The following is a 17099-nucleotide window of genomic DNA, read 5'->3' on the forward strand; positions in this document are numbered from 1 at the left end:
TCGAGAAATTCCTAAGTACCGTCTGGCGGCTCGCCATCGGAAATGCCGAAGCGCTTAAGCTTGAGGTAGAGGCTTTGGCGGCTGAGCCCGAGCATGTCCGCGGCCGAGGCGCGGTTGTTCTCGGTCAGCCGCAGGGCTGCTTCGATGCACAGCTTTTCGATGATGTCGGCGGTATCGCGCACGAGGCTCTTCAGCGGCACGCGCCCGACGAGTTCGGTGAGGTGCGTCGTCGTGCCGACCGGGTGTCCGATCCCCGCCCGGCGTCCTTCCGGAATTTCGCGGATGGAGAAGCCGTAGAGCGGGCCGTCGCGGGCGGCGATCGTTGCTGCCGAGACCTCGACGGGCTGGCTGGTGCCGAGCGCGTCGCGCACGACGGAGGAGAAGCGGCGGATCGTGCCGTGCTCGCGCAGGTTCGCCATCAGCACCTGCAGATCCACCCTAGAGCCGCCCAGCCAGGTATCGAGCGGCTTGCCTTCGATCCGGTCGGTGCTGATGACCCGGACAAGGTCAAGAAAGGCGGGGTTCGCCTGTACGATATTGCCGTGCTGGTCGACGATGACGACGCCCTCCGGCAGTTTCTCAGCGACCGAGCCCATGTGGTTGTCCGCGACAGGGCGGGCATCGTCGTCGCCGAAATCCTCGCTGCTAAGGCGGACGAGCAGGATGGTGCGCCCGAGTTCGCGGAACGGCGTGACCGCCGCGCTCATCTCCCGGCCGCCGGCCGCGAGCCGGGCGCGAAACATCTCGGCGTGACCGCTGGCCCCGCGCAACGCTTCGGTTGCCCGGGCCTGGTCCTCGCGGTTAAAGACGGAGGCGGCGGAGAGGCCGACGATCGCGTCGGCCGGCCTGCCGAGAAGTCTGGCCGCGCCCTCATTGGCATCGAGAATTTTCAGGCTCTGCGCGTCGACCACGACCAGCGGCTCGACGGCCAGATGGAAGAGTACGCGGTAGCGCGTCTCGATGTCGCGCAGTTTGCGATAGTCCTTCTCCATTGCGGCGTAGGCGGCCGCCAGCCGCTGCTGCATCTCGGCCATCGCCCTGAGGTCGCTGCCGAAAGCGATGCGGTAGGGCGAGCCGGCGAAGGACACGACGCGATAGCCGACCGGAAGATCCGCACCGGTCCTGCCGGGGTGATTGACTTGGCGCGAGCGGGTCGGCGACGCCCCGACGGCATCGGACAGCAGTTCCTCGATCTTGTCGCGGCTCTCGGGCGTCACCGTCTCGCGCCAGGGCAAGCCGACCCAGTCGTCGATACCCCATTCGGCGAGTTCAGGGTCGCGATAGGCGACATCGAGAACGTCGCCTTCCCAGGACAGGATGACGGAAACGTCCGAATTGACCGTCGTCAATGCCGCAAGGGCGTCGGCGCTCAGGCCGGCAAAGACACGGTCATGGGATCGGAAGGAGCGGGACACCGCACAGGACACACGCTGGTCGTCGATGATGGCCGGGTCCTTTCGCTAGCAGTGCAACACAGCGCGTCCGTCCGCAATCGCGGCGGCTTGCCGGGTTGCCATGGCGACATCGGTGGGGACGAGATCGAAGCCCGCGGCGAAGATTGCGGCGGGGTGGCTGGCGGCAAGGCACCCACCGGCCATCAGCGCGACCGAGGGGTTGCGCGAGCGCTGCTTCAGGGCGGTGACGAAGTTCCTCAACCCTGCAATATCGTGCTCGGTGCCGATGGAGAGGCCGATGATCCGGTAGGGGTGTCGGGCCACAAGGTCCAGCACCTCCGACGCGGTATCGCCGCCCTCCACCAGCCAGCCGTCACGGCGAAAGGCGTCCTCCGCCACGCAAAGGCCGAAACCGTGCTGGTTGCCGGGCGCCGGGGCGAGGAGCATCCGGCGCCGGGGATCATAGCGACCGGAGGGCGGCGCCGAGAGGCAAGCCTCGCGGAAAAGGCAGGTCAGCTTTGATACCGCCATGGTCACCCGCAGGAAATCCGTCAGGTCCGCCGACCAGTGTTCGCCCGTCAGGCGGGCGGCGGGGCCAAGCAGCATGCGCGCGAGATCCTGTGGGCTGCCGCTGTCGCCAGCCGCCCACGCGACCAGTCGATGGCAGGTTTCGTCCTCGGCGCGATAGAGGGCCTGGACGAGATCGGCGATGCGCCGGGCCTCCCGCGACCGGAGCCGCTCGAGCGAGGTCGGCGTTGGCTGATGGGACACGGGCCCGTGAATATCCCGCCATTTCGCAGCGAGGCTCTTGATCCCAGCGCTTGCCGGCGCCCATGCCTCGGACGACAGCGCCGTTCGGTCCGATGCCGCCTCGCCGCTGCCGGCGGCAGGCGGCGCGGGGCGGCGGGGCGGGGTCGCCGGACCGTCGCCTCCGGTGCCCAGTCGACGCCGCGGTCGATGCGGATCGTCCCCCGGCTGGCCGGAAGCTTCCGCCGAAATCCTCGTCGCGTACCCCATGCCTGGCGTCTCCCCGACCTTTGCCCGTCCCGATGTCCGCACCGCCGTCGCGCCTTTCGAAAACGCCCGAAGGGATCTCCGCAGTGCCGGCTCCCCTTTCCAAGGAACCGCCGAGCCAGTGATTCATACGATGCACGCGACCGCGACACCAGCCCGTCGGCACCCAAAAGTGTAAATATTGTTTTACGTCATTTTGGATTGACAACAACATTTTTGCGGCGATAGGCTCGGGGTAATGCAGGTGGAAGTGGTAGGGATGGGAGGTGGTTGACGATGACGTTGCACAACCAGACGCCCCGCCGTGACGCCCAGCAGCCCGCTAAGCCTCTTCGGCCGCAGCCGGGGCGCGTCAGTCCTGTGAGGCCGGCAAAGCCGTTCAAGCCCCTTTACACACCGGAGCAAAGGCTTCGCCGCGATGCATCACGCTGGACCCTCGTCCAGGGCGTTCTCGCACCGCTGCAGTTCCTCGTCTGCCTCGTCAGCGTCGGGCTGATCCTACGGTACCTCGCGACCGGCGAGGGGCTGGCGCTTGCGGCATCCTCGGTCGTCCTCAAGACCATCCTGCTCTACGCCATCATGATCACCGGCTCGATCTGGGAGAAGGAGGTCTTCGGCCGCTATCTCTTCGCCGAGGCTTTCTACTGGGAAGACATGGTCAGCATGCTGGTGCTGGCCCTCCACACCGCCTACCTCGCCGCTTGGTTCGGCGGCTGGCTCGCGCACCGTCCGCTGATGATGCTCGCGCTCTGCTCCTACGCCAGCTACGCCGTCAATGCCGCGCAGTTCGTGCTGAAGCTGAGGGCGGCCCGGCTGTCGGCAGCGTCACCCCACGTTTCCAAGCTGGAGCCGGCGCTGTGAGCGGCGACGGCGTCGCCTCGGGCCTCGCGCCGACTGGCGCCGTCCAGGTCAGGCCATTGCGCGAGCGCGGCCAGCACGAGGTGTTCTGCGGACTGACCTCGATCATGTGGCTGCACCGCAAGATGCAGGATGCCTTCTTCCTGGTGGTCGGCTCGCGTACCTGCGCCCACCTGCTGCAGTCGGCCGCCGGGGTGATGATTTTCGCCGAGCCGCGCTTCGCCACCGCCATCATCGAGGAGCGGGATCTCGCGGGCATGGCCGACATGCATGCCGAGCTCGACACGGTGGTCGCCCGGTTGCTGGCGCGCCGGCCCGAAATCCGGATGCTCGTCCTCGTCGGCTCCTGTCCGTCCGAGGTGATCAAGCTGGATCTCGCCAAGGCGGCCGAGCGGCTCAGCGCGCGGCACGGGCCGGCGGTCCGCTTCCTCAACTATTCAGGCAGCGGCATCGAGACGACCTTCACGCAGGGCGAGGACAATTTTCTGGCGGCGCTGACCCGGGACCTTCCCGCCGAGCCCGCCGGCGCGAGGCCGTCGCTGCTGATCGCGGGGGCGCTCGCCGATGTCGTCGAGGACCAGTTCCGCCGCATCTTCGACGCCCTGGGAATCGGGCCCGTCGCCTTCCTGCCGTCGCGCTCGTCCACCACCTTGCCGCCGATCGGCCCCGAAACACGGCTCCTTCTGGCGCAGCCTTTCCTTGGCGCTGCCGCTCTCGCGCTGGAGGCGCGCGGTGCGCAGCTGCTGCCGGCGCCGTTTCCGCTCGGCGGGGAAGGCACCACGGCCTGGCTGCGTGCGGCGGCTGACGCTTTCGGTGTCGACCCCGGCCGCTTCGAGGCGATTACCGGACCCGGCCGCGACAGGGCCGCGCAGGCGGTGTCGCGCCATCGGGCTGTTCTCGAAGGCAAGCGCCTCTTCTTCTTCCCGGACTCTCAGACCGAGCCGGCGCTGGCGCGGTTTCTGTACCGCGAGCTCGGCTGCGAGATCGTCGAGATCGGCACGCCGTTCCTCCACCGCCGGCATCTGGCCGCCGAGTTCGCGCTGCTGCCCGACAACGTCTTCGTCAGCGAGGGGCAGGATGTCGACCGGCAACTGGAGCGCTGCCGCGCCGCGCGACCGGATCTCGTCGTCTGTGGTCTCGGCCTTGCCAACCCGCTGGAGGCCGAAGGTTTTGCGACGAAGTGGTCGATCGAGCTGAGCTTCACGCCGATCCAGGGCTACGAGCAGGCGGGAGACCTTGCCGAACTGTTCTGCCGGCCTTTCGCGCGGCGCGAAAGATTGAAGGTGAGGGTCTGATGCAGCTCACCGTCTGGACCTATGAAGGGCCTCCCCATGTCGGCGCGATGCGGATCGCCGCCTCGATGCGCGGGGTGCACTACGTGCTGCACGCGCCGCAGGGCGATACCTATGCCGACCTGCTGTTCACGATGATCGAGCGGCGGGACACCCGGCCGCCGGTGACCTACACCACTTTCCAGGCGCGTGATCTCGGCAGCGACACCGCCGAGATCTTCAAAACCTGCTGCCGCGAGGCGGTCGAGCGGTTCCGGCCTGACGTCGTTCTGGTCGGTGCCTCCTGCACCGCTGAACTGATCCAGGACAATCCCGGGGGTCTCGCCGCGGCGCTGGCGCTGGACATTCCGGTCATCGCGCTGGAGCTGCCCTCCTATCAGAAGAAGGAGAATTGGGGCGCCTCCGAGACCTTCTACCGCCTGGTCCGGAGTTTTGCGCCGGCTCCATCTGGCTTGGTCGCGCCACGGCCGCCCGGCCGCGTCTGCAACATCCTCGGCCCGACGGCGCTCGGCTTCCGGCACCGCGACGACATCGTCGAGGTGCGCAGGCTGGTCGAACGCATGGGGATCACCGTCAACGTCGTCGCGCCGCTCGGCGCCAGCGTCGACGATCTGGCGCGGCTGCTTGCGGCGGACTTCAACATCGTCCTCTATCCCGAGATCGCCGCGGTCGCTGCCGGCTGGCTAGAGCGTGCGCACGGCCAGCGGGCGGTGACGCTTCCGCCGATCGGCACGCTCGCCACCGAGGATTTTCTCACCGCCGTCGCCGACGCCGCGGGGCTCGATGCGTCGGCGCGCCCGGCGCCGGTCTCGCGCCTGCCCTGGTACAGCCGGTCGGTAGATTCGACCTATCTTACGGGCAAGCGGGTTTTCATCTTCGGCGACGCGACGCACGCGATCGCTGCCGCACGCATCGCCGTCGACGAGCTCGGCTTCACCGTCTGCGGCCTCGGCAGCTACTCCCGCGAGTTCGCGCGGGAGGTGCGCGCCACTGCCGCAAGCCATGGCCTCGAGGCTCTGGTGACCGACGACCATCTGGCCGTCGAGGATGCGATCGTCGCCGCGCAGCCGGAACTGGTGCTGGGCACGCAGATGGAACGCCATGTCGCCAAGCGGCTGAGAATTCCCTGCGCGGTGATCTCGGCGCCGGTGCACGTGCAGGACTTTCCGGCCCGCTACTCGCCGCAGATGGGGGAGGAAGGCGCCAACGTCATCTTCGACGCCTTCGTCCATCCGCTGATGATGGGGCTGGAGGAGCATCTCCTGCAGATGTTCCGCGAGGATTTTGAGTTCAACGACAGCGTCGCTCCCTCGCACCTGCTGGCGACGGACAGCCTGGCGCCGCCGGTAGGCGAGACCACCACCACCCCGCCGCGAGAAGGACCGGACGGACCGCAGCTATGGGCTGACGAGGCCGAGCGGGAATTGAGGAAGATCCCCTTCTTCGTCAGGGGGAAGGCACGGCGCAACACCGAGCGCTTTGCCGCCGAAAAGGGACTGGCGACCATTACCGTCGAGGCTTTGTACGATGCGAAAGCTTACTACAGTCGCTGAGGCGACCCCGCTGCGCGTCGTCGTCGTGACGATGGACACGCACCTCGCCAGCGCAACAGACCGCGCGCGGTCCGAACTCGTTCGGGAGATGCCGGGGCTTTCCCTCGCACTGCACGCGGCGACGGAATGGGCCGGCGATGCGACGGCGCTGGCGCGCTGCCGGGCAGACATCGCCCGCGCCGACGTCATCCTCTGCGCCATGCTGTTCATGGAAGCGCACTACGCCGAGATCCTGCCCGACCTGACGGCGCGGGCGGCCGACTGCGACGCCATCGTCAGCATCATGTCCGACGGCCCGGTGATGCGGCTGACCCGGCTTGGGCGCTTCCGCATGGACTCACCGCAGGGCGGGGCGCTGTCCTTCCTGAAGCGCCTGAAGGGCAGCGGCAAGGATCGGACCGCCAGCGCCGGCGCCAAGCAGATGAAGATGCTGAAGCGCATCCCGCAGATCCTGCGCTTCATTCCTGGTACCGCGCAGGACGTGCGGGCCTATTTCCTGACGCTGCAATACTGGCTCGCCGGCTCCGACGAGAACATGGCCAATCTCGTCCGGGCGCTGGTGGACCGCTATGCCGCAGGCCCGCGCCTCGCGCTGCGCGGCGCGCTCGCCGTCGGGGCGCCGGTGACCTATCCCGAGGTCGGCGTCTACCATCCCCGCATGCCCGGCCGGATCGCCGCCCGGGCGGAAGCGCTGCCGGCGGAGGGGCGCAAGGGCACTGTCGGGATTCTCGGCCTGCGCTCCTACATGCTGGCCGGCAATGCCGATCACTATGACGGCGTGATCCGGGCGCTGGAGGCGCGGGGCCTTTCCGTCATTCCGGCCTTCTCCAGCGGCCTCGATGCGCGGCCGGCGATCGAGGCTTTCTTTCTGAAGGACGGGCGCCCGGCGATCGACGCGCTGGTCTCGCTCACCGGGTTCTCGCTGGTGGGGGGGCCTGCCTACAACGATGCCCGGGCGGCCGAGGACGTGCTGGCCCGCCTCGACGTGCCCTATCTGGCGGCGCATCCAGCGGAACTGCAGACACTTGAGCAATGGGGCGCTTCCGAGCGCGGGCTGATGCCGGTGGAGTCCACGATCATGGTGGCGATCCCCGAACTCGACGGGGCCACCGGGCCGATCGTCTTCGGCGGCCGCTCGGATCATGCGGGACGGCCTTGCACCGGCTGCCAGCGCGGCTGCCGGTTCCAGCCAGGCGAGGCCAGCCGCGACATGCATGCCTGCCCCGAGCGCGCGGACATGCTGGCGGCGCGGATTGAGAAGCTCGTCGCGCTCCGGCGGACGGAGCGGGCAAACCGCCGCGTCGCCATCGTCCTGTTCAACTTCCCGCCAAATGCCGGCAATGCCGGGACCGCGGCCTATCTCTCGGTCTTCGCCTCCCTGCATGCCACGCTGACGGCCATGCGGCGCGCCGGCTATACGGTCGAGGTGCCGGCGAGCGTCGATGCGCTGCGCATCAAGATCGTCGATGGCAACCGCGAACGTTTCGGAGCCCCGGCCAACGTGCACCTGCGCATGCCGGTCGACACGCATGTCCGGCGCGAGCGCTGGTTGTCCGAGATCGAGGCGCAATGGGGGCCGGCGCCGGGTCGCCAGCAGAGCGACGGGTCCTCGATCTTCGTGCTCGGCGCCGAGTTCGGCAATGTCTTCGTCGGCATCCAGCCGGCGTTCGGCTACGAGGGCGATCCGATGCGCCTTCTGTTCGAGAAGGGCTTTGCGCCGACGCACGCCTTCTCGGCCTTCTACCGCTATCTCCGCGAGGATTTTGCGGCGCATGCCGTTCTGCATTTCGGCACCCATGGGGCGCTGGAGTTCATGCCGGGCAAGCAGTCCGGGCTTTCCGCCCGCGACTGGCCGGACCGGCTGATCGGCGACCTGCCGAACCTCTATCTCTACGCCGCCAACAATCCTTCCGAGGGCGCCATCGCCAAGCGGCGCGCGGGCGCGACGCTGATCAGCTACCTGACGCCGCCGATCGCCCATGCCGGGCTCTACCGCGGGCTTGTCGACCTGAAGGCCTCGTTGGAGCGGTGGCGGAGCGTGGCACCGGACGCCGTGCACGAGCGCGCCGACCTCGCCGTTTTGATCCAGGCGCAAGCGGCCGCGCTCGACCTCGCCGAGGCGGAACCGGCCTTTGCCGATGCGGCGGAGGAGCGGGTGCAGCGGCTCGGCCGGGCCATTCTCGATCTCGAATACACGCTGATCCCGCACGGCCTGCATGTTGTCGGCACGGCATCCTCCGCGACCGAAAGGGCGGAGATGATGCTGGCGGCGGCCGATGCTGGACATGGCCTGGTGCTGGAGCGATCGATCGCCGACGCGATCGTCGCTGGTGCGACGCCGGAAGCCGCGCTTGGTCAGGCCGGCCGGACCGCGGATGAGGCGCTGCTGACGGCCCTGCGCGCGCTTGCGGCGACCGACCGACTGCTCGCCGCCGACCACGAGATCCCGGCGCTGCTGCACGCCCTCGACGGCGGCTTCATCCGCCCGGTCACCGGCGGCGACGTTCTGCGCACGCCGTCGATCCTGCCGACCGGGCGCAACCTCCACGGCTTCGATCCCTTCCGCATTCCCAGCGCCTTCGCCATGGCCGACGGCGCGCGGCAAGCGCAGCGGCTCCTCGACCGGCATGTCGAGGACAGCGGCGCGCTGCCGGAAACGGTCGCCGTGGTGCTCTGGGGCACCGACAACCTGAAAAGCGAGGGCGGCCCCATCGCCCAGGCGCTGGCGCTGATCGGCGCGCGGCCGCGGTTCGACAGCTATGGCCGCATCGCCGGCGCGACGCTGGTGCCGCTCGTGGAACTCGGCCGGCCGCGTATCGACGTCATCGCCACTCTGTCCGGCATTTTCCGCGACCTCCTGCCGCTGCAGATTAAGCTGCTGGCCGAGGCGGCCTTCATGGCCGCCGCGGCCGACGAGCCGGAGGAGATGAACTTCATCCGCCGGCATGCGCTCGCCCACATGGCCGAGGCCGGCTGCGATCTCGAGACCGCAGCGCTGCGGGTCTTCGGCAATGCCGAGGGCGCCTATGGCTCCAACGTCAACCACCTCATCGAGAACGGCGGTTGGTACGACGAGGACGAACTGGCCGAGACCTATTCGCGCCGCAAGGGCTTCGCCTACGGACGGACGGGCATCGCCTCGCAACAGGGGCGGCTCCTGAACAGCGTGCTGGCGGGTGTCGACCTTGCCTATCAGAATCTCGACTCGGTCGAGCTCGGGGTCACCACCGTCGACCATTACTTCGATACGCTCGGCGGCATCAGCCGGCTGGTGCGGCGCGCCAAGGGCGAGGCGGCGCCGGTCTATATCGGCGACCAGACACGCGGCGAGGGCGTCGTGCGCTCGCTGTCTGAGCAGGTGGCGATCGAGACACGCACCCGCATGCTCAACCCTAAATGGTACGAGGGCATGCTCGGCCATGGCTATGAGGGCGTGCGGCAGATCGAAGAGCACGTGCGCAACACCATGGGCTGGTCGGCGACGACCGGCGCGGTGCAGCCCTGGGTCTACCGCCAGCTGACCGAGACCTTCGTGCTCGATCCCGCGATGCGGGAGCGGCTGTCGGCGCTCAACCCGACGGCCTCGGCGAAGATGGCGAACCGGCTGATCGAGGCGCACGAGCGCCACTACTGGACGCCCGATCCCGCCATGCTGGAGGCGCTGCGCCTTGCCGGGGAAGAACTGGAAGACCGGGTCGAAGGCATAGGGGTCGCCGCATGAACGTGTTCACCCATCCCCGCGTCGCCCGCGACGCAGCCGTTGCCGCAGAACATCTGGACGGGGAGGGCAGCGTCCAGGTGTTGCTCGACCCTTCCGTCGAGATCGGCGCCGCGAAAGTTTTCGCGATCTACGGCAAGGGCGGCATCGGCAAGTCGACGACCTCCTCGAACCTTTCGGTCGCCTTCTCCAAGCTCGGCAAGCGGGTGCTCCAGATCGGCTGCGACCCCAAGCACGACAGCACCTTCACCCTCACCAAGTCGCTGATCCCGACGGTCATCGACATTCTCGAAGGCGTCGACTTCCACACCGAGGAGCTGCGCGCCGAGGATTTCGTCTTCGAGGGCTATAACGGCGTGCGCTGCGTCGAGGCGGGCGGGCCGCCGGCGGGCACGGGCTGCGGCGGCTACGTCGTCGGCCAGACGGTGAAGCTCCTCAAGGAGCATCACCTTCTTGAGGATACCGACGTCGTCATCTTCGACGTCCTTGGCGACGTCGTCTGCGGCGGGTTCGCGGCACCGCTGCAGCATGCCGAAAGGGCGCTGGTGGTGGCCGCCAACGATTTCGACTCGATCTTCGCCATGAACCGCATCGTCGCGGCGATTCGCGCCAAGTCGAAGAACTACAATGTCCGGCTCGCCGGCGTCATCGCCAACCGCTCGCGCGAGACCGACCAGATCGACCGCTACAACGCGGCGATTGGCCTGAAGCGGCTGGCGCATTTCGGCGACGTCGACGCCGTCCGCCGCAGCCGGCTGAAGAAATCCACGCTGTTCGAGATGGAGGCGACGCCGGAAGTCGCCGCCGTCTGCGCCGAATACATGCAGCTGGCGGAACACCTCTGGAGCGGCACGGAGGAACTCGACGCGCAGCCGATGAAGGACCGCGAAATCTTCGATTTTCTGGGGTTCGACTAATGGAAACCACGTACGAACGCCGCCGCGGCGAGATCCAGACCTATTTCGACCGCACCGCGCTCGATGCGTGGAAGCGGTTTGCCACCGGCGCCCCGCTCGGCCGCATCCGCGCGACGGTGCGGGAAGGACGCGCGCGGATGCGGGCGCAGATGCTTGCGGTGCTGCCGTCCGACCTGACGGGCTGGCGCATCCTCGATGCCGGTTGCGGCGCCGGCGCGATGTCGGCGGCGCTGGCCGGTCGCGGTGCCGATGTGCTGGGCGTCGACCTCTCGCCCGAGCTCATTCGATTTGCCGCAGAGACCTTGCCAGCCGATCTCGGCGCTGGCCGCGTGCGGTTTGTCGCAGGCGACATGCTGTCGCCCGAGCATGGCGAATTCGACGCCGTGATGGCGATGGACTCGCTGATCCACTACCAGGAGGAGGACGCCGCGATCGCCATCGCCGCTTTGGCTTTGCGGACGCGGCGCCAGCTCGTCGTCACCTTCGCGCCGCGCACCCCGGCGCTGGCGGCGATGCACGCCGTCGGCACGCTGTTTCCCCGCGCCAACAAGGCGCCGGCCATCGTCCCGGTTCGGCCGGAAGGGTTGCGGCAAAGGCTCGGCAGCATGCCGGCGTTTGAGGGCTGGACGATCGGCGCGTCGCAGCGGATCTCGCATGGCTTCTACACCTCGCAGTCCCTGGAGCTGTCGCGATGACGGGGCGCCTGACCAGCCTGTCGGCGGGGTGGCGGAAGGTCGGCACTCGGTTCTTGCCGTTCGCCGACGCTGCCAGCGCGGAACTGCCGCTCGGCCGGCTGGTGCGCCTGTCGCTGTTCCAGGTCTCGGCGGGCATGGCCATGGTGCTGCTGACGGGAACCCTCAACCGGGTGATGATCGTGGAACTCGGCGTTCCGGCCTCGGTCGTCTCGCTGATGATCGCGCTGCCGATCGTCTTCGCGCCAGCCCGGGCGCTGATCGGCCACCGGTCCGACACCTATCGCTCGTTCCTTGGCTGGCGGCGGGTGCCGTTCATCTGGTTCGGGACCATGCTGCAGTTCGGCGGCTTCGCGATCATGCCCTTCGCGCTGCTGGTGCTGACCGGGGAGGGGCAGCTGCACGTGCCGTACGCCGGCGAAGCGGGGGCGGCTCTCGCTTTCCTGCTGGTCGGGGCGGGCCTCCACACCATGCAGACCGCCGGCCTGGCGCTCGCCTGCGATCTGGCGCCGCCCGAAACCCGTCCGCGCGTGGTGGCGCTCCTTTACCTCATGCTGCTGGTCGGCATGCTCGTCAGCGCACTGATTTTCTCCGAGATCTTGTCAAACTTCAGCCATCTCCGGCTCATTCAGGTGATCCAGGGCGCGGCGGTCGCGACTATGGCGCTGAACCTTGTGGCCCTGTGGAAGCAGGAAGGCCGCAACACCGCCCGCACCGCGCCCGATCGGCCGCGGCCGAGCTTTCGCGAGGCGTGGACGCTGTTCTCCGGCGTCGCGCGCACCCGCCGGCTGCTGGTTGCGGCCGGGCTTGGCACCGCCGGGTTTGCCATGCAGGACGTGCTGCTCGAGCCCTATGGTGGGCAGGTGCTGCATCTCGGCGTCGGGGCGACGACCGCGCTGACAGCTCTTCTCGCCTGGGGAACGATCGTCGGCCTCGGCCTCTCCGCCAAGGCGCTCGGCGCCGGCTTCGACGCCTGCCGTATGGCCGCGACCGGCGTGCTGATCGGCATTCCGGCCTTCGCCTGCATCCTGTTCTCCGGCCCGCTGGAATCGGTCGCGACCTTCCGGCTCGGCACGGTGCTGATCGGCTTTGGCGGCGGCCTCTACGCCGTCGGCATGCTGACGGCGGTGATGGAACTAGCCGCCGGCAGCGGGGCCGAGAACGGCATCGCCCTCGGCGCCTGGGGCGCGGTCCAGGCGACCGCCATGGGGCTCGCCGTGGGAACCGGCGGCGCAGTGCGCGATCTCGTCTCGCACCTGTCGGCGAATGGCCATCTCGGTCCGCTCTTCGCCGACCAGAGCGTCGCCTATGGCATCGTCTATCAGATTGAAATTGTTCTGCTCTTCGCAACGCTGATCGTGATCGGGCCGCTTGTCCGCTACGTCAGGAACGAAGAGCGCCATGGCGGTTTTGGCCTCGCCGAAATGCCGGTTTAGGGATCAAGGGAGGGACCCATGCAGAACGGTGCGCTCACGGCCTATCTCGATGTGCCGCAGGTGATGCTTTACGTCTTCTGGGGCTTCTTCTTCGCCCTGGTGTTCTGGCTGCGCAAGGAGGACCGGCGGGAGGGTTATCCGCTGGAAAGCGATCCCGCCGGCCGCGTCGGGCCCGTCGGCCTGCTAATGGCTGCGCCGAAGACGTTTCGCGTCCGCAACGGCGACGTCTTCACCGCGCCGAACCTCAAACGCGATGGCCGGCCGATCGCGGCACGGCGCGTCGGGCGCTGGCCTGGCGCCCCGATGGTGCCGACCGGCAATCCACTGGTCGACGGGGTGGGTCCCGCGGCCTGGGCGGAACGGGCGGACCGCCCCGACCAGACTTTCGACAACCGCAACAAGATCGTGCCGACCCGCGTCGAGGCGCATTACACCGTCGCCGCCGGGGATCCGGACCCGCGGGGCATGCCCGTCGTCGGCGCAGACGGCAAGGTGGCGGGCACCGTCGCCGACATCTGGGTCGACCGCTCGGAGCACGTCGTCCGCTACCTCGAATTGGCGGCATCGGGGCCAGCAGCGGGGCCGCTGCTGGTGCCGATGAACCTCGCGAAGTTCTCGCCGCGGCATATCAAGGTCAAGGCGCTCCTCGCCCATCAGTTTGCCGATGCGCCGCGGATCAAGTCGCCGAACAGCGTCACCTTCCTCGAGGAAGATCGCATCTGCGCCTATTTCGCCGGCGGGCATCTCTATGCCACGCCGGCCCGCTCGGAGCCGCTGCTGTGACCCGCCCCGAGCAAGACGACGACTTCGCCTTCGAGCCTATCCCCGGGCTGCCGGAGCCCTTGCCGGCGGGCGAGGCCATGCTGTGGCAAGGCTCGCCCGCCTGGTGGACGCTCGCGCTCACGGCCTTCCACGTGCGCAAGGTCTGGGCCTATGTCGCCCTTCTCCTGGCTTTCCGCCTCGCGACGGCCGAGGGAGAGGCTGCCACCGCGGCGGCGCTGCTGACCGAAACGATGCGCCTCGGCCTGGTGGCGGCGCTTGCCACGGCGATCCTGTCTGGCCTTGCTTTTCTCTATGCGCGGGGCACGATCTACACGCTGACGACGAAGCGGGTGGTCATCCGCTCCGGCCTGGCGCTGCCGGTGACGCTGAATCTTCCGTTGGCGCTGATCGGAACGGCGGCCGTCCAGCATGGTCCCGGCCAAGGCGGCAGCATCGCCCTCGACGTGCTCCGGCCGAACCGCATCGCCTATGCCGCGCTGTGGCCGAACGTGCGTCCGTGGCGGATCAACCATCCGCAGCCCATGCTGCGGGCTCTCGCCGACGTCGAGACCCCCTCACGCCTTCTGGCACGGTCGCTGTTCGAGAGTCTGGATGCCGGCGCTTCGCTAGCATCCGCCAAACCCGCCAGACTTGGCGGCGCCACGCCCATCGGTGCCGCGTCCGCCGGCGACGGGCTTCCCGCCGGCCACCAGATGGCAGTCTAGGGGGGATCGATGAGCCTGGTCTTCCCCACCCGCGATCCGCTGCGCCGTCAGGCGATCTTCTGTGGCGCCTTGATCCTCGCGGCGTTGGTGCTTGTCGCGCTTGGTCGCCATGCCCCAAGCCATGCGCCGATCGATCCGGCCTTGGCGGTGCAGTCGGTCTCGCTGCGTTTCCATGATTTTCCCGATGGCAGCATTGCGGCCCTCGATGCGGCGACCGGCAGCGAACTGGCGCGTATCCTGCCGGGCGTCGGCGGCTTCATCCGCGTCACCATGCGCAGCTTCGCCGCCGAGCGTATCCGCAAGGGCCTCGACGACCGGGAGCCGTTCCTCCTGGCGCGGATGATCGACGGCGCCCTCCGGCTGGAGGATCCGCTGACCGGACGAACCATGCTGCTCAACGCTTTCGGTCCATCGAACGAGGCGGTCTTTGCCGAACTCTTGGAGAAGAGGAGATTGCCATGAAGACGGACACGATGGCGTCTGGACGGAAGCTGTGGCGCGAGACCATCGACGTGCCCTGCACGATCGAAATCGTCCACACCTGGGAAAGCCTCCGGGCGCATGTCGACCTCGACGGCATCGAGGTCGGCCCCGGCGACGCGGTGCATGTGCACGGCGCGGAAATCGCGGTTCCCTATGGCGAGAGCGTGACGCTGCACCGCATGGCGACGGTGACGAAGGCCAGCGCACCGGAGCGTCTCTGGGTGAAGATGACCGGCGATTTCGAATTCATGGAGCTTCTCGAATTCAGCTTTTCCTCGGGAGAGAGAGTATGACCATCAACCGGATGTCGCTGACCGCGCCCGATACCGACGGCATGGCCCTGGAAAGCACGCTGCTGTCGCCGCGCTTCTACACCACCGACTTTGCCGCGCTCGACGCGCTGGACGTCTCGCGCGTGCGGCGCGAGTGGGACGAGCTGCTCGCCGAGATGGAGAGCGATCCGAACCAGGGCCATTTCAAGCGCGACGAGAACTGGGACAGGATCGATTTCGCCGCGCTGCCCGAGGGCCTGCGCAACGAGTTCACCGATTTCCTGGTCTCCTCGCTCACGGCCGAGTTCTCCGGCTGCGTGCTCTACAAGGAAATGAAGAAGCGCGGCACCAATCCAGAGATCGTCCGCCTGTTTTCCTACATGAGTCGGGACGAGGCGCGGCATGCGGGCTTCATCAACGATGCGCTGAAGGAGTTCGGCATTGGGGTGAACCTCGGCTTCCTCACCAAGACGAAGAAATACACGTATTTCCGGCCGAAGTTCATCTTCTACGCGACCTATCTGTCCGAGAAGATCGGCTATTCCCGCTACATCACGATCTTCCGCCACCTGGAGCGCCACCCGGAACTGCGCTTCCACCCGATTTTCAAATGGTTCGAGAAGTGGTGCAATGACGAGTTCCGCCACGGCGAGGCCTTCGCGCTGCTGATGCGGGCGAACCCCAGCTATCTCGAAGGGCTGAACCGGCTCTGGGTGCGGTTCTTCCTGATCGCCGTCTACGCCACCATGTACGTGCGCGACCACGCCCGGCCGGAATTCCACAAGGCGCTGCAGCTCGACCCGACGGAATACGACTACAAGGTCTTCCACCTCACCAACGAGATCTCCCGCCAGGTGTTTCCGCTGGTCATCGACATCGAGCATCCGGTCTTCCGCAAGGGGTTGGAGCGGCTGCGGGTGATCAACGAGAAAGTCGGGGCGCTAGGAAACGGGCGTGGTCTGGGCACGCGCCTGCGCAAGTTCGGCTATGGGCTGGCGGCAGCCGGGGTGTTCGCGCGGCTCTACCTCGTCCGGCCGAAAGCGAATGCCTTGCCTGACACCAGCCGCATGCAGCCGGTCTGGTAGGCGCCGCAATGACCGCCCTCCTGCCACCGATCTTCTTCGCATTGTTCGTCTGGTGGTTCTCTACCGGGGCGATCCTCTACCTTGATGGCTTGCCGGTACGCACCTTCAAGTGGAGCATGCTGGCGGCGACGCTTCTCCTCGGCCTTTCGTTCTACGGGCTTTGGGAGAGCGGCGACGATGCGACGGTGACCGGCGCCTATCTCGCCTTCGCCTCGGCGCTCGGCTGCTGGGCCTGGCACGAGATCAGCTTCTACATGGGCTATGTCACCGGGCCGCGGCAGCATGCCTGCGAGGAGGGGTGCGCGGGGGCGGGGCATTTCGGCCATGCGGTCCAGGTCAGTCTGTGGCACGAACTGGCGATCCTGATCTCCTTCGCGCTGGTCGCGGCGCTGACCTGGGGCGGCGCGAACGAGGTCGGGCTCTGGACCTTTTTGATCCTCTGGTGGATGCACGAGAGCGCCCGGTTCAACGTCCTGCTCGGGGTGCGCAACGTCAATGCGCAGTTCCTCCCCGCGCATCTCGCCTATCTCCGGAGCTTCCTGCGGGTCCGGCCGATGAACCTTCTGTTTCCGGTCTCCGTGACGGTGTCGACGATCCTCTGTTCGGTGCTGGCGACGGAGGCGGCGATCGCGGTCGATCCGTTTCGCCAGGCGGGCTTCACGTTTCTCGCGACCATGATGGCCCTGGCGATCCTCGAGCACTGGTTCCTGATGCTGCCGGTGCCAGCCGAAGCCATGTGGAACTGGAGCCTGCGGTCGCGCGACGAGCCGCCGCTCACTGCCGCCAGCCCGGTCTTGCCGCATCACCACGAGCCGACACGCTCCTATGCGGCGGCGGGTCTGCTGCCGGTCCACCCGGACTAGAAACTGCGTCGTCGGCGTGACGCTACGCGTTCGGA

At 67.9% G+C, this 17099-nt stretch carries 15 protein-coding genes; 13 read left to right on the forward strand and 2 right to left on the reverse strand.

Annotated features, from left to right (window positions below):
- Nucleotides 1-11: 11 nt before the first annotated feature.
- Nucleotides 12-1349, reverse strand: coding sequence for a transcriptional regulator PpsR (ppsR, locus tag ACZLZQ_RS12395; RefSeq protein ID WP_472949611.1), 1338 nt, complete (start codon nt 1347-1349; stop codon nt 12-14).
- A 111-nt stretch (nt 1350-1460) separates the two neighbouring features.
- Entirely contained in the window at nt 1461-2165 is a 705-nt protein-coding gene (locus tag ACZLZQ_RS12400; protein ID WP_472949612.1) for a cobalamin B12-binding domain-containing protein, read from the reverse strand.
- A 519-nt stretch (nt 2166-2684) separates the two neighbouring features.
- Between ACZLZQ_RS12400 and bchF the strand changes: the two genes are divergently transcribed.
- Genes bchF through puhE form a run of 13 tightly spaced genes read left to right on the forward strand, consistent with a single transcriptional unit; the run spans nt 2685 to nt 17064 of the window.
- Nucleotides 2685-3269 (forward strand): 2-vinyl bacteriochlorophyllide hydratase, encoded by a 585-nt coding sequence (gene bchF / locus ACZLZQ_RS12405; protein ID WP_472949613.1) that lies wholly within the window; start codon nt 2685-2687, stop codon nt 3267-3269.
- Nucleotides 3266-4561, forward strand: a complete 1296-nt coding sequence (locus ACZLZQ_RS12410; protein WP_472949614.1) for a ferredoxin:protochlorophyllide reductase (ATP-dependent) subunit N — start codon at nt 3266-3268, stop codon at nt 4559-4561. The genes bchF and ACZLZQ_RS12410 overlap by 4 nt, the downstream gene beginning before the upstream one ends.
- Nucleotides 4561-6111 (forward strand): ferredoxin:protochlorophyllide reductase (ATP-dependent) subunit B, encoded by a 1551-nt coding sequence (gene bchB / locus ACZLZQ_RS12415; protein ID WP_472949615.1) that lies wholly within the window; start codon nt 4561-4563, stop codon nt 6109-6111. Before ACZLZQ_RS12410 ends, bchB begins: the two co-directional genes overlap by 1 nt.
- On the forward strand, nt 6086-9832 hold the full coding sequence (locus ACZLZQ_RS12420; RefSeq protein ID WP_472949616.1) for a magnesium chelatase subunit H: 3747 nt from the start codon (nt 6086-6088) through the stop codon (nt 9830-9832). Before bchB ends, ACZLZQ_RS12420 begins: the two co-directional genes overlap by 26 nt.
- A complete protein-coding gene (gene bchL / locus ACZLZQ_RS12425; RefSeq protein ID WP_472949617.1) occupies nt 9829-10746 on the forward strand; it encodes a ferredoxin:protochlorophyllide reductase (ATP-dependent) iron-sulfur ATP-binding protein in 918 nt (305 codons plus the stop codon). Before ACZLZQ_RS12420 ends, bchL begins: the two co-directional genes overlap by 4 nt.
- Entirely contained in the window at nt 10746-11441 is a 696-nt protein-coding gene (gene bchM, locus ACZLZQ_RS12430; RefSeq protein WP_472949618.1) for a magnesium protoporphyrin IX methyltransferase, read from the forward strand. The genes bchL and bchM overlap by 1 nt, the downstream gene beginning before the upstream one ends.
- On the forward strand, nt 11438-12874 hold the full coding sequence (locus tag ACZLZQ_RS12435; protein WP_472949619.1) for a BCD family MFS transporter: 1437 nt from the start codon (nt 11438-11440) through the stop codon (nt 12872-12874). The genes bchM and ACZLZQ_RS12435 overlap by 4 nt, the downstream gene beginning before the upstream one ends.
- A gap of 18 nt (nt 12875-12892) precedes the next feature.
- Complete coding sequence (gene puhA, locus ACZLZQ_RS12440) at nt 12893-13657, forward strand: photosynthetic reaction center subunit H (protein WP_472949620.1); 765 nt, start codon at nt 12893-12895, stop codon at nt 13655-13657.
- The gene (gene puhB, locus ACZLZQ_RS12445) at nt 13654-14361 is read left to right on the forward strand and encodes a photosynthetic complex putative assembly protein PuhB (protein WP_472949621.1); all 708 of its coding nucleotides are present in this window, start codon (nt 13654-13656) and stop codon (nt 14359-14361) included. Before puhA ends, puhB begins: the two co-directional genes overlap by 4 nt.
- A gap of 9 nt (nt 14362-14370) precedes the next feature.
- A complete protein-coding gene (gene puhC / locus ACZLZQ_RS12450; RefSeq protein ID WP_472949622.1) occupies nt 14371-14823 on the forward strand; it encodes a photosynthetic complex assembly protein PuhC in 453 nt (150 codons plus the stop codon).
- Nucleotides 14820-15137 (forward strand): O2-dependent cyclase accessory protein, encoded by a 318-nt coding sequence (locus ACZLZQ_RS12455; protein ID WP_472932501.1) that lies wholly within the window; start codon nt 14820-14822, stop codon nt 15135-15137. Before puhC ends, ACZLZQ_RS12455 begins: the two co-directional genes overlap by 4 nt.
- Nucleotides 15134-16201: a magnesium-protoporphyrin IX monomethyl ester (oxidative) cyclase gene (acsF, locus tag ACZLZQ_RS12460; RefSeq protein WP_472949623.1), complete on the forward strand. Its 1068-nt coding sequence runs from the start codon at nt 15134-15136 to the stop codon at nt 16199-16201. Before ACZLZQ_RS12455 ends, acsF begins: the two co-directional genes overlap by 4 nt.
- 8 nt (nt 16202-16209) lie before the next feature.
- Entirely contained in the window at nt 16210-17064 is an 855-nt protein-coding gene (gene puhE, locus ACZLZQ_RS12465) for a putative photosynthetic complex assembly protein PuhE (protein ID WP_472949624.1), read from the forward strand.
- Nucleotides 17065-17099 lie beyond the last annotated feature (35 nt).

This window comes from Mesocryomonas lacus, from assembly GCF_055730105.2.